Source organism: Phycisphaerales bacterium AB-hyl4 (assembly GCA_041821185.1).
Taxonomy (GTDB): domain Bacteria; phylum Planctomycetota; class Phycisphaerae; order Phycisphaerales; family Phycisphaeraceae; genus Natronomicrosphaera; species Natronomicrosphaera hydrolytica.
Map to the genome: position 1 here is coordinate 51948 of JBGUBD010000004.1, position 13608 is coordinate 65555.

12 protein-coding genes are annotated in these 13608 nt (G+C 63.8%); 11 read left to right on the plus strand and 1 reads right to left on the minus strand.

Annotated features, from left to right (window positions below; genetic code table 11):
- Positions 1-52: 52 nt before the first annotated feature.
- Together ACERK3_06855 and ACERK3_06860 are read left to right on the plus strand one after the other, a co-directional pair.
- Complete coding sequence (locus ACERK3_06855; protein ID MFA9478014.1) at positions 53-1357, plus strand: alkaline phosphatase family protein; 1305 nt, start codon at positions 53-55, stop codon at positions 1355-1357.
- A 165-nt stretch (positions 1358-1522) separates the two neighbouring features.
- Positions 1523-1978, plus strand: a complete 456-nt coding sequence (locus ACERK3_06860; GenBank protein ID MFA9478015.1) for a cupin domain-containing protein — start codon at positions 1523-1525, stop codon at positions 1976-1978.
- Between the two features lie 74 nt (positions 1979-2052).
- Here ACERK3_06860 and ACERK3_06865 read toward each other — a convergent pair whose 3' ends face one another.
- Positions 2053-4416 carry a glycosyltransferase family 4 protein gene (locus ACERK3_06865; GenBank protein ID MFA9478016.1) on the minus strand — a complete coding sequence of 788 codons (2364 nt, stop codon included), beginning with the start codon at positions 4414-4416 and terminating at the stop codon, positions 2053-2055.
- A 282-nt stretch (positions 4417-4698) separates the two neighbouring features.
- On the opposite strand from ACERK3_06865, the gene ACERK3_06870 reads away from it, so the two are divergent.
- The 9 genes from ACERK3_06870 (at position 4699) to ACERK3_06910 (ending at position 13541) form a co-directional block, all read left to right on the plus strand.
- Positions 4699-5457 carry a sugar phosphate nucleotidyltransferase gene (locus ACERK3_06870; protein ID MFA9478017.1) on the plus strand — a complete coding sequence of 253 codons (759 nt, stop codon included), beginning with the start codon at positions 4699-4701 and terminating at the stop codon, positions 5455-5457.
- Positions 5458-5513: 56 nt separating this feature from the next.
- Positions 5514-6008, plus strand: a complete 495-nt coding sequence (locus ACERK3_06875) for a hypothetical protein (protein MFA9478018.1) — start codon at positions 5514-5516, stop codon at positions 6006-6008.
- Positions 6009-6063: 55 nt separating this feature from the next.
- Entirely contained in the window at positions 6064-6945 is an 882-nt protein-coding gene (gene rfbD / locus ACERK3_06880) for a dTDP-4-dehydrorhamnose reductase (protein ID MFA9478019.1), read from the plus strand.
- Between the two features lie 130 nt (positions 6946-7075).
- Positions 7076-8101, plus strand: a complete 1026-nt coding sequence (rfbB, locus tag ACERK3_06885) for a dTDP-glucose 4,6-dehydratase (protein MFA9478020.1) — start codon at positions 7076-7078, stop codon at positions 8099-8101.
- 228 nt (positions 8102-8329) lie between these two features.
- Positions 8330-9115, plus strand: a complete 786-nt coding sequence (locus ACERK3_06890; protein ID MFA9478021.1) for a class I SAM-dependent methyltransferase — start codon at positions 8330-8332, stop codon at positions 9113-9115.
- Between the two features lie 166 nt (positions 9116-9281).
- Complete coding sequence (locus ACERK3_06895) at positions 9282-10568, plus strand: DUF2062 domain-containing protein (protein ID MFA9478022.1); 1287 nt, start codon at positions 9282-9284, stop codon at positions 10566-10568.
- A gap of 65 nt (positions 10569-10633) precedes the next feature.
- Positions 10634-11950 carry an NAD(P)/FAD-dependent oxidoreductase gene (locus ACERK3_06900; GenBank protein MFA9478023.1) on the plus strand — a complete coding sequence of 439 codons (1317 nt, stop codon included), beginning with the start codon at positions 10634-10636 and terminating at the stop codon, positions 11948-11950.
- A gap of 34 nt (positions 11951-11984) precedes the next feature.
- Positions 11985-12677, plus strand: coding sequence for a hypothetical protein (locus ACERK3_06905; GenBank protein ID MFA9478024.1), 693 nt, complete (start codon positions 11985-11987; stop codon positions 12675-12677).
- Positions 12678-12728: 51 nt separating this feature from the next.
- On the plus strand, positions 12729-13541 hold the full coding sequence (locus ACERK3_06910) for a hypothetical protein (GenBank protein ID MFA9478025.1): 813 nt from the start codon (positions 12729-12731) through the stop codon (positions 13539-13541).
- The last annotated feature ends 67 nt before the right edge of the window (positions 13542-13608 follow it).

Here is a 13608-nt window from a genome sequence, read left to right on the forward strand (position 1 = left end):
GCACGCACAATGGCGGTTTCTTCGGCCCGGCTGTGAATATGATGGGACTGCCATGATTGCATTGAACGCGCGGTTTTGCCGACTTGTCGTGATGGTCGGCTTGCTCGGCATGCTCGTCGGCCTGCCGACGAAGGCGCTGATGGCGGCGGAGGGGGCGCGTGCGACGGTGGTGTGGATCAGCATCGACGGCATTCGGCCGGACTACGTCGACCGGGCCGACACGCCCACGCTCGACCGGCTGATGGCGGCGGGCGCTCACACCCGCCAACTCGTGCCCGTGTTTCCGTCGGTGACGTTTGCCAGCCATATCTCGCAGGCGACGGGCGTGAAGGTGCGCGATCATGGCGTGCCGGGCAACGCGTTTTACGACAGCGATCGGCAGCGCGTGTACCGCTATCCGCCGTTTGCCAACCTGCTGCGGGCGGAGCCGATCTGGTTCACCGCGACCCGGCAAGGCGTACGCACGGCAGTACTCGATTGGCCGATGGCGCACTGGCAGGAAAACGCGCGCATGCAGACGGCGCATCACAAGCAGCGCTTCGACGGCCGGCTTAGCGACCGCGAGCGGCTCGAAGAGCTTGTCGAAACGTGGCGGGGTGACGAACACGAGCAGCCGTTGCACCTGCTGATGACATGGATCGGCGACCCGGACCGCGCCGGCCACCGCCACGGCCCCGACGCGCCGGAAGTCGCAGACGCCTTCGCCGAGACCGACGCCCTGCTGAGCTGGTTTGTCGACGCCATTGAAAAACAGTGGCAGGCCACCGCGAACGACGGCGACGCGCTCTACCTGATCATCAGCACCGACCACGGCATGAGCCCGGTGCACACGCTCGTCCACCCCTACCGGCTCGTCGGCATCAGCCGTGACCGCGAAGACATCACCGTCGTCACCACAGGCAATGTCGGGCATATTCACCTCGACCAGCTCGAAGACGAGGGCGAACGGCGGGCGATCATCGCCGCTGCACTGGCTGCGGGCGACGAGCACGATTTCGTCCGCGTCTGGCAGCGCGACGACCTGCCCGACCGCTGGCAGTACAACCACCCGACCCGCACGGGCGACGTGGTGATGGTGCTCGACACGGGCTACACCTTTTCCGTCCGCCCGGCCGAGGTGACCGCCGACGTAGCCGACTTCGGCGGGCCGCTGGGCATGCATGGCTACGACCCGGGCGAAGACCCGAACATGCTCGGCTATGCGCTGTTTCACCGCTGGCCCCTGCCGTTAGGCGGGCATGAAATCGAGCAGGTGCATTCGCTGCAACTGCACCCGACGGTCGCCCGGCTGCTGGGCATCGAGCCCGCGGCGGGCGCTGGCGCCGAGCCGATCGAGCTGGCGTTGCCGGGCGAGTGAAAAATAATTTTCATCATCGCCTTCGAGCTATTGGTTGCCACGCCTGCGAGCGGTAAGCTTTAAGCAGGCAGATGCACGGGCCCTGGTCGGCCGGTTGTTTTCCCGCCTTTCGCCGACGCCAGGCCCGGGCTGGCTACACGCACCCCTTTACAAGGAACCCTGGCCGTGACGACGCTTAATCAATCCGCGGTGGTGTATCGTGCGCATTCGGAAGGCGAGACGCATCCAGTGATGGGCGACCCAATGCGGTTCATCATGACCGCCAGCGACACCGGCGGCGCGTATGCAATCGCCGAGTCGCAGACCAAGCCCGGCAGCGGTGCTCCGCCACACATTCACCACAATGAGGAAGAGTGCATGTACGTGCTCGACGGCGCGTACGAGTTCACGGTGGACGGCAAGGCGTACCAACTCAAGCAAGGTGACTACATTCACATTCCGCGCGGCGCGGTGCGGTCGTTTACCAACACGGCCGACTCGGAGTCGCGGGTGTTGATCATGCACAGCCCCGGCTCGGCGGCGGGCTTTTACGTTGAGATGGGCAAGCTGCCGTTCCCGCCCCAGATCGAGGCGATCGCGGAAATCGGGCATCGGTATAACATCGAAATCGTCGCGGGGTAAACACAGCGCCGCGCGTCACGCGATCGCGATTGCGATCGTTGAACGAGCATGGCAACGTCGAACGCTCACGGCCGTCAGGCGGTGGATTTCGACGCGTCGGCGGTTGATTTGCTCTCGGTCTTTTCGGAGCGCAGCTTGCGGTCCGCGCCGCCCGACTCCGGTTCGAATATCTGCTCGTACTGGCTGAGTAGCGAGAGCAGCCAGGCGAGGGTGGCCTGCGCGGACTGGTTTTCGTGTACGCCGTGGGCGAGCAGCGCGTCGTGGCAGCCGCCGGTGGTGTGGTCATACAGCGGTACGCGCAGGTCGTTGTCGCCGAGGAACCAGCTGAGGCAGCGGTTGGCGCGGTCGAGCCAGTGTTGTTCGTCGGTGACGCGGAACGCTTCGAGGCAGGCGTCGAGGGTGACGTAGGCTTCGATGGGCTGCTGTGCGAAGCGTGCTTTGCTGCCGCCGCGTGGGAAGTAGCCTTCCGTGCCGACGGGGGCGAACTGGTCGTCGGACTCGGCATGCACATGCCAGAGCCAGTCGAGGCTGCGCAGCGCGGTCTGGATCATTTCATCGTTGAACATCCATCGGCCGGACAGCAGCAGCGCGTGGGGCAGGCGGGCGGCGGTGTAGGTGACGCTATTGGTGGGCCAGACCCAGTCGTCGCCGACGTTGGTTTTGAAGCAGTCGAGCATTCGCTCAGCCAGTCGTTCGCGGAGGCGACGCGCGTGCGTGTCGCCGCTGAAACGACGAAGGTAGGCGTGGATGCCGATCAGTCCGTCGGCCCAGGCGAGCGGATGCTTGAACGTATCACAGGCGTCGAGCCCGCGCTGGAACAGGTTGGCCGCGAGCGTCATATGCCCGCGGGCCTCACAGCGGGCGACTGTTTCGCCCAGCGCCCAGATCGTGCGAGCGTGTACGTCTTCGGATTGTTCGTCGTCGCCATGCCAGGTTCGGTCGAAGCGCATGACCGCGCGGAATCGGCCGGTGCGGGAATCGAGTGCGTGATCTAGAAAACTCAGGCAGCGGACGATGAGTTTGTCGAGGCTTGTCCCGGCGGTGTATCGCACGTGATCCTGCGCAAGCAGGAGCGTGACCAGCGCGCGAGCGTTGTCGTCCGTGGCGTAGCCGGCGTGCCGGTCGGGAACGGTGAACTTCGCCTGGCGGAACACGCCAACGTCGTCGGTGAGGGTGAACAGGTGGTCGAGCTTGATTTCGCTGAGCTCGTTCTGGCCGTCGTTGCGCAGCTTGCGCGGCAGCGCCGAGGCGGGGCGCGGGTGCTTTCGCTGCTCGTCGCGCACCTGCGTGAACAGGTCCAGGTACTGGCCCGCCACTTCCGACCAGCGCATCTGCCGGGTGTACTGATAGGCACGCTTGCGCATCGCGTGGCGTTCGGTCTCGTTGTCGAACAGACGGGTGACCGCCTCGGCGAGCGCTTGCGTATCTTTGAACGGGACGAGGATGCCGCGATCGTCGGCGAGCATCTCCTGTGCATACCAGTACGGCGTTGAAACGGTCGCTTTGCCCGTGCCCAACGCGTACGCGAGCGTGCCGGAGGTGATCTGCGCTTCGTTCAAGTAAGGCGTCACATACACGTCCGCAGCGCCGAGAAACTCCAGCAACTCGTCAAGCTCGACGAACTTGTTGACGAACTCGATGTGGTCCTGCACGCCGAGTTCGCGTGCCCGCTGCTTCAGGCCGAGGCGGTAATCTTCACCGCTGTTCGCCATCACGCCCGGATGCGTCGCGCCGAGCACGATGTAGACCAGGTCGGGGTGTTGTTTGACGATGTGAGGCAGGGCCTCGACCATGTTTTCGATGCCCTTGTTCGGGCTCAGCAGGCCGAAGGTGAGCACGACCTTTCGGCCTTCGACGCCGAACTGGTCTTTGAAGTAGTTCGGGTCAACGAAGGGCACGTCGGGGATGCCGTGGTGGATGAGCTGGATTTTCTCTCGCGGAATCTTGTAGATATCGGTGAGAAATTCGTAAGCGCGGTCGGCCATGACCACCAGGCGGTTGGAGGCGTCGGCAAGCTGGTTGAGCACTTCGCGCTGGTTGTCGTCGGGGTCTTTGAGGACGGTGTGCAGCGTGGTGACGACGGGCATGCGCAGGCGGCGGAGCAGTTCGAGGATGTATCGCCCCGCCGAGCCGCCGAACAGGCCATACTCATGCTGGAGCGAGACGACGTTGATGTTGGACATGTTCAGGTAGTCGGCGGCGAGGCGGTACTCGCCCAGGCGGTTCTGGTTGATTTCAAACCAGACGCGTGGGGGGTAGCGATAGCCCTCTGGCCGATCGTTCATGGCCACGGTCCATGTATTCAGATGTGGCGCGGTGGCGGCGAGGGCCTCGGCGAGATCTGAGCTGAATGTACCGATACCGCAACGCCTGGGGACGTAACTTCCGATAAGTGCAGCGGCTTGCAAAGATGCCCACGGACGGTCTGAACTTGTCATAATTCCTCTGGCCCTCGTGTAAACTATAGCACAGTCGCCTCGACGGCGGCTGGGCGGCAGCAAGCCCCCGGGCCTTGCGGTAATGCCCACGGCTTCGGGTGCCGATATGCTAAAGGATAGGCGCGCTGGGACCAATGATTTTGCTCCGGGGGCGCCTTTTCACTCGAATCGGCCGGGCGGCGATGCTAGCCTGTGGCCGAGCGGCGATTTGAGACGTCCAGAGGGCGTCTGACAGCCGTACATACTATTCCGCCCCAAACCTTGCTCAGGGAGACGTCCAATATGAAGGGAATCATTCTTGCCGGTGGCCTTGGCTCGCGACTGCGGCCGCTGACGCTGGTCACCAACAAGCATCTGCTGCCGGTCTACGATCGGCCGATGATTTACTACCCCATCCAATGCCTGCTCAACGCCGGGATCAACGAGATCCTCATCGTCACCGGCGGCGAGCACGCGGGCGATTTCCTCAAGCTGCTGAAAAACGGCAAGCAGTTGGGCGTCAAGCACCTGGAGTACGCGTACCAGGAAGGCGAAGGCGGCATCGCGGACGCGCTGCAACTGGCGGAGGAGTTCGCCGACGGGGAGAAGGTCTGTGTCATCCTCGGCGACAACATCATTGAAGGCAATATCAAAAAGGCGGCTGGCGATTTCTTCACTCAGCCCACCGGCGCGAAGCTGCTGCTGAAGGAAGTCGACGACCCCGAACGCTTCGGCGTGGCGGAGGTCGATGACAAGGGAGCGGTGACCAACATTGTCGAAAAGCCTAAGAAGCCCAAGAGCAATCTTGCGGTGACGGGCATTTATTTTTACGACGCGGACGTTTATGACATCTGCCGAACGCTCGAACCTTCCAACCGAGGCGAGCTGGAGATCACGGACGTGAACAACGCGTACCTGAAGCGCGGCGACCTGTCGCACGAAGTGCTCGACGGCTGGTGGACAGACGCGGGCACTTTCGAGAGCCTGTACCGTGCGAGCGTGCTCGTGCGTGACGCGGGTGTGAACAAGGCGAAGCTGGCCGAGACCGCCGAGGCGAAGTGAAACGACATTCGCTTTGTGAACGACTGATTAGAAGACCTGATTCGAGGAACCTGATTTTGCCGCTACGCAGCCCACGCAACCACACTGGCCCGCTCGCCGACGCGTTTGAACTTGCGCAGAAGGAGCACGAGCCGATCTTCGTGCCCGCGAATATCTTCGCGGACGATCGCGGGTGGTCGATCATGAACCAGATGCAGGGCGTCATGCAGCCCGGCGGCCAGGTGAACTATTCGGTCATGTACCCCGGTGTGATCAAGGCGTGGCATCGGCATCACAAGCAGACGGACTTCTGGCTCTGCCTCGATGGGATGCTCAAGGTCGGCGTGCACCGGGAAGCGGACGGAACGTCGTGGCAGGCAGTTATCGGCGAGCGACGCCCCGGTGTGCTCGTCATCCCGCCGCCGCTGTGGCATGGCGGCGCGACGGTGGGGCCGAAGTCGGCGGGGCTGCTTTATTATGTGACGCATCAGTACGACCCGGCGGCGCCCGACGAGGACCGCCGCGCTTACGACTCGATCGCTGATTTCCCCTGGACGGTCGAGCATAAGTAAGGCCGACGCCGACCCGGCTTGCGGGCCGAGTTGAAGCGCAGCGCAAGTCCGGACCATGCCTATGAACCAGCCTGACTTTCAGAAGATCACCCCCCTGCTGTTGATCAGCCCCAACGGCATGCTCGGCCGAGCGTGGCGTGAGCTGCTCGACGCGCACGGGTTGGATTACGAAACGGCAGCCCGCCCGGACTTTGATCTCAATCAGCCGGAGACAATCGAAGCGCATCTGGTGGATGGCGTGCGAACCGTGATCAACTGCTCGGCGTGGACGGACGTCGACGGCGCGGAAACGCACGAAGCCGACGCGATGCTGGTCAACGGCGAAGCGGTGGGCCAACTCGCCCGCCGATGCCAGGCGATCAACGCCACGCTGGTGCACTACTCCACCGACTATGTTTTCAACGGCCGGGCGGAAACGCCCTATCGCACGGACCAGCCGCGCGACCCGTTGAACGCCTACGGCCGAACGAAGGCTCGCGGCGAACTGCTCATCGAACAGTCCGGCTGCGAACACCTGATCATCCGCACGAGTTGGCTATACGCGCCGTGGGGCAGCAACTTTGTACGGACGATGGCGCGGCTGACGGCGGAGAAGCCGACGCTTCGCGTGGTGGACGACCAGCGCGGCAGGCCAACGAGTTGCGAACACCTCGCAACCACATCGCTGGCGCTGCTGCAAAACGGCGGGCGGGGCGTTTACCACATCACCGACGGCGGCGAATGCACCTGGTGCGAGTTTACGCAGGAGATCAATCGGCAGCTCGGGCATTCGTGTGATGTGCAGCCTTGCACGACGGACGAGTTTCCCCGCCCTGCGAAGCGGCCGGCGTACAGTGTGCTCGACCTCAGCGAAGCGGAGCACTTGGTCGGGCCGATGCCGGAGTGGAAAGTGAACCTGCGGTCGGTTTTGGACAGGATGGCGGGATCGACGGAATGACAATCAAGGTTAGAGCGAGTTGAACCCAGGTATCGCGTTCAGCCCCGCCGCCCCCGCGTGGGCGCGTGGGCTAAACAGGGTGCTTGAGTCGGCGGCTGACGGACCATGACAGACTCGGAACAGACACGCTATGAAAATTCTGCTTACTGGCGGCTCAGGCTTTATCGGTTCGAACTTTGTCCGGTTTGTGTTGCGCGAACGGCCTGGGTATCAGGTGATCAACCTCGATGCGCTGACTTACTCCGGCAATCCGGAGAACCTGGCCGACATCGAGAGCGATGAGCGGTATCGCTTCGTGCATGGTGATATTCGTGACATCGATCGCGTGGCGGAGTTGATTGAAGAGGCGGACGCGGTGGTGCACATGGCGGCGGAGAGCCATGTCGACCGTTCGATCATGGACGCGCGGCCGTTTGTTGAGTCGAACGCGCTGGGAACGCAGACGGTGATCGACGCGCTGCGTCGGGCGAACCCGAAGCTGACTAAGCGGCTGGTTCATGTGTCGACCGACGAGGTGTATGGCACGCTGCCGCTGGACAAGCCGGAGGTGAAGTTCACCGAAGACACACCATTGCAGCCGAACAGTCCGTATGCGGCGAGCAAGACGGCGAGCGACCTGTTCGTTCGCGCGGCGTTTCACACGTTCGGCATGGATGTGTGCATCACGCGGTGTTCGAATAACTTTGGCCCTTACCAGTTTCCGGAGAAGGTCATTCCGCTGTTCGTGACGAACCTGATCGAAGGCAAGAAGGTGCCGCTGTACGGCGACGGCCGAAACGTGCGCGACTGGCTGCATGTGGAAGATCATTGTGAAGCTGTGCTGGCCGTGCTGGAGAAGGGGTCGGCCGGCGAGGTGTACAACATCGGCGGCAACAACGAACGGTCCAACCTGGAACTGACGCACAGCATTCTCCAGGCGATGAACTGCGGCGAAGAGAAGATCGAATACGTGAAGGATCGGCTGGGGCATGACCTGCGGTACGCGATCGATGCGAGCAAGATCGAACGTGAACTGGGGTGGCGGCCGACGCGATCGGCCTGGCCGGGCGCGCTGGAGGCGACGGTGAAGTGGTACGTGGACAACCCGCAGTGGTGGCAGCGGGTGCGCAGCGGGGCGTACCGGACGTACTACGAGAAGCAGTACGGCAATGCGTGAGGGGGCGGTTTCCGGGGGGTTGCGGGCCATTCGAGCACCGGCCTGCGGTTGGGCTGCGGACAGTTGCCCTGCAATCACATCTTGCGGTAGGATGGGGGGCTATGACGTGGGTTGGCCCTATCGCCCGTTGATGCGTCGGTCTGTCAATCTGCTGCTGGTTTACCCCCCACGCGACCCTGCGCCGACGCGGGGCGACCACTATTTGTTCGTATCAGGAAGGTCATTGCCGTGACAGAACAACAATCCCTCTCTGCCGCCGACGCGACGCGTACGCAACCGCACGGTGACCTGACCGCCTACTACGGCGAGCCGGAGAACCGCAAGGAATATCTACGCGAGTTGTTTGACGATACGGCGATGGACTACGACCGGATTCTTCAATACGCCTTCTTCGGCACGGGGAATTTTTACCGTCGGCGGGCGTTGCGCTTCGCCGGGCTGAAGCCGGGCATGAAACTGCTTGATGTGGCTTGCGGGACGGGCGTGGTGACGGTGCAGGCGCTGCACACGCTTGAGCCGGAGGACATCGTCTGCGTCGATCCGAGTCCGGGGATGCGGAAGGTCGCCAGCGAGAAGCTTGGCGAGCGGACGCCGGTGCTCGAAGGCAGTGCCGAGCATCTGCCGGTGGAAGACAATCAATTCGATTTGCTGACGATGGGCTACGCGTTGCGGCATGTGACGTCGCTGGAAGATGCGTTCACCGAGTATTTCCGCGTGCTCAAGCCGGGCGGGAAGGTGATGCTGCTGGAGATTTCCAGGCCGAAGGGCCGGGTGTCGCGCTTTTTCACTCGGCTGTACATGCGGGATCTCGTGCCGTTGATCAGCCGTATCGTTGCGCGGCGTGAGCGTGGGCATACGTTGATGCGTTATTTCTGGGAGAGCATTGACCAGTGCGTGCCGCCGCAGACGATTCTCGATGCGCTGGAGAGTTGCGGGTTCAAGGATGTGTCGCGGCGGGCGGAGCTTGGGATTTTCTCGGCGTATATCGCGACGAAGCCCGAGGGTAACGACTGACATTTTTCCGGTCTGAAGGCTTGGCTGTGTCGCGTAACGAAGCGTGCGTGTGACGGCGAAGCTTGTGTGACGCGCTCCGCTGCGCTTCACGGCTAACGTGCCAGGCGCAGAGGCGATCGAGGCTGGGGGCGTTCGGCGACGAAAGATCCATAAGTGTCTGGGACGTATGTCACCGACCACTGACGAAACCTGCTTTCGGCCTGTCGCGGTCACGCCGACGTATAACAACGCCGGCACGTTGATCGATGTGCTGTCGCGCATCGAAAACCAGGGTGTGCCGATCGTCGTGGTGAATGACGGCTCGACGGACGCCACTGCCGAGCGGCTTGCTGCATGGACGAGCGAGCCACGCGCGGTCGCGGTGGAGGTGGTGACGCATCCGCAGAATCGCGGCAAGTCGGCGGCGCTGCAGACCGGCTTCGCCCGCGCCCGCGAGCTGGGTTATACGCATGCGCTGAGTATCGACACGGACGGCCAACTCGATCCGGAGGAGATGCCCGACCTGCTGGAAGTGGCCCGGCGCGAGCCGAGGGCGCTGGTGGTGGGCTATCGCGATGCGTCGACGCACAACGGCCCGGCGCGAAGCATGCTCGGCAGGCGAATGAGCAACCTGGGCATACGGCTGGCGTGCGGGGCGAAGCTGGAAGACAGCCAGTGCGGGATGCGGGTGTATCCGCTGGCCCTGGTGGAGGGCGTGTCGTGTCGAGGGCAGCATTTCGTATTTGAGACGGAGATCATCACGCGTGCGGCGTGGGCGGGGTGTCCGATCGAACAGGTGCCGGTGACGAGCCGATACTTTCCGCCAAACGTGCGGGTGAGCCACTTTCGACCGGTGATGGACACGATGCTTTGCCTGCGGCTGCACGCGAGGCTGTTGGCACGCAGTTTGATGCCGTGGCCGCACCGTCAACTGTGGCAGGATGCGTCGGCGGCGGATGATGGCGAACGGCCTGCGTGGTGGCGGCGGGCGCTGCGGTGGCTGGACCCGCGTCGGCTGTGGCATGAACTGCGGCGAGACTCGGTGAGCCGATGGTCGTTCGCGACGGGGTTGTCGCTGGGGACGCTGATTGCGAATCTGCCGATCTATGGCTTTCAGACGCTGTTGAGCCTGTACCTGGCGAAGCGGCTGCATCTGCATCCGCTGCCGGTGGTGACGGGGTCGCATCTGTCGATGCCGCCGATGGGTCCGGTGCTGGTGGTGGCGGCGATCTTCGTGGGGCATCTGCTCTTGGAAGGCCGTTGGCCGACGGGGATTGAAATTGAAGGCCGAGCGAGCGAGCTGGTGAGCCTGCCGGGGCGGGTGCTGCTGGCGTGGCTGGTGGGGTCGGTGCTGGTGGGCGTGGCGTGCATGGCGGTGACGTTTGTCGGATGTCTGGCACTGCTGCGGTTGCTGCCGATGGAAGAGAGGCCCGCGAAAGGCGGGGGCGATGGTGGCGAGGCGGGGGTTGGGTGAGTCGGTGACCCACGGATTCGCTGCGCTATATCCGTGGGCTTTCATGGTGCTTGATGGGAAAAGGTATGGACGCGAAACAGGACTATGACGTGTTGATCGTTGGCGGCGGGCCGACGGGGTCGACGGCGGCGCTGGCGCTGGCACGCAAGGGCTGGCGGGTGGCGATCCTGGAGAAGGCGACGTTTCCGCGCTTTCAGATCGGCGAGTCGTTTCTGCCGGCGGGCCTGGATGTGATCCAGAAGCTGGGCCTGGAAGAGCGGGTGAGGCAGATGCCGCACGTCGACAAGTATGGCGTTGAGTTCGCATTCGGCGACGGTAGAGACTGCCCCTACTTCGACTTCGGGCTGGTAATGACGGACCGTTCGAAGCAGGCGTTCAACGCGGCGCGGGCGGACTACGACCAGATGCTCATTGATGCGGCGAAGGAGGCGGGCGCGACGGTGCACCAGCCAGTAACGGTGCGCGAGATTGAACAGCTTGCAGATGATGCTGTTCGACTCGGGACGGACAAGGGCACGTTCACCGGGCGATACGTGCTGGACGCGAGCGGGCAGGCGACGTTGCTCGGCAAGCATTTGAATATCCGCACGCCGCTGCCGGACGATCATCTCCAGAACGTGGCGTACTTCGGGCATTTTGAGAACGTCGTGCGTCAGGCGGGCAAGCGCCAGGGCGACCCGACCATCGTGATGTGTGACGAAGGCTGGTTCTGGATCATTCCGTTGAACGAGCAACACACGAGCGTGGGCGTGGTGCTTCGGCCACACATCCAGAAGCAGGTTGGCGTGCCGGCGGACCAGATGTTGCAGTGGGCGATTGCGCGCAGTCCGCTGATGCGTGAGCGGATGGCGAACGCGGTCGGGCCGGACCGGAACAAGGTGCGTGGCGACTTCAGCTACCGTTGCGATCCGTCGGCCGGGCCGGGCTATTTTCTCATCGGCGATGCGGCGATGTTTCTCGACCCGGTGTTTTCCACCGGCGTGTGCGTGGGCATGCGGTCGGCGCTGTGCGTGAGCGAGCATCTGGACCGGGTGCTTGCAGGCAAGCTCGCCCCGGCGAAGGCGCGGCGGCAATGCATGACGGGCCATCGCAAGAGCATGAAGCTGCTCGTGCGTTCGATTCAACACTACTACCGGCACAGCTTCCGCGAGTTTCTCATGCAGGGGCAGGGGCCGCTGAAGATGCACTGCGCATTCATCACCGTGGTGGCGGGCTACGTGGTGCCGCGGACACCGCCCGGCGTGTGGTGGCGGTATCGGCTGTTCGAGCTTTGCATGCTCATCCAGGATCGGCTGCCACTCGCGCCGCGACACGCGCGGTTTTCGCTGCTCGCCCAACCCGCCGAAGCACCGGAACCGACGCGCGAGCCGGCGGCGGTATGACGCCACGCGACGCCCGGTCCGCTACAATTCAAACGTGACTGACTCACTCGACCAACTCATGCAGCGGGCCAGCGAAGCGCTGGTGAAGATGGACTACCTCGGCTGCGAGACGCTCTGCCTGCAGGCGCTGGGCATCGCGCGGCAGCAAACGGCGTGGTCTTACTACGCCCGCATCCTGCTGCCGTTGCAGGAGGCCCGGCGACAGCGGCGGATGATCGCGGCGGAGGGCACGATCCGCCTCGGCTCGGCCGGGCTCGAAACACCCGCCGTCGACTGGCTGGAGCGGCTGCAGCCGGGGTGCATGGTGGTGACGCATCCGCACACCGCCGACGACGCCCGCGCGCTCGACGATGCGGTGCATCAGCAGCAGTGTCATGTTGAAGTGCTCTACGCTAACCCCGCGAGCACGCGCGGCACGTGGACCGTGCGTTCGTTTCGCGGGCCGGACGTGCACGCGCTGCTGCCCGCCCCGCCGGAGGCCTGGCAACACCGCTGGCTGGACGAGCACACGCACTTGCCGCACGCCGCGGAAGACAGCACCATCGCCACGCCGGCCGACTGGTTTCTCAGTGCGGCCGAGGCCCTGGGCGATGCGGCGCTGGACCAGGTTGAGATGGGCCTGCCCTCGCTGGACCGACTGATGCAACTGGAACGAGCGTTACAGGTGGCCCGGGATCATGAAATTCTGCATCAACGGCTGGGCGACGCGGCGCGGGCCATGCGTTAAACTCATGGCTCGTCCCCGGAACCTGCGCGCCCCGACCTGAGTAACCCCGCCATGGCGAATCAAGCGAACACCACCCGACGCGGCTGTGGCTGCGGCACGCTCGTGCTCGGCTGCCTGGGGGTCATCGTGCTCTTCGTCGTGGGAATCGTCGCCGTCGGCGTGTTTGCGTGGTGGCAGTGGACCAGCACGCCGGATTACTGGGACGAGCAACGAGCCCGCATCGCGCAACTGACACCTGAAGAGCGTGACCAGCGCGCCGAAGCGGTGGAGCATCGCATTTCGAGTTGGCTCAGCCAGGCGAACGGGGCCGACCCGGATCGCAACTACGCCGCGCGATCGCTGGGTGAAGCCGGCGAGGGCGCGGACGCCCCTGCCGAGCAGAGTCAGTCGTTGAGCATGAGCTTCGACGAGGTCAACGCCTGGCTGGATCGTCGGCTCACCGGCTGGATGCAGCAACAAGAGGTCGACGTCGACCTGCCCGTGCGCGACCTCATCATCACGTCGCGGGATGGCAAGCTTATCGTCGCGGGCGACGTGCACATTCGACAGTTCAACCAGGTTGTCAGTGCTGTGATTGACGCAAACCTGCTGGCCGACGGCGACCTGCACCTGCACGTCGAACGCGTCCGCATCGGCCGTGTGCCCCTGCCCAGCGATGCGGTCGTGCAGTACGCTCGGCAACACATCCCCGACGACGAAAAAACCCAGGCCGTCCGTCAGGCGCTGGACGTGTTCGAAGGCACGAGCTTCACGCCGGTCTATCGCATCGACAATGAGCGCGAAGTCCGCCTTGTCGCCTGGTCGGTGAGTGACGATGGCGTTGAGCTGACCATCGACACCTCGCCGCGCAGCGATCGTCGCTGATTGGATGACTTATCAAACTCAGGCGCGGTTTATGAATCTGAAGCCCACGGATTGAATCCGTGGGCTT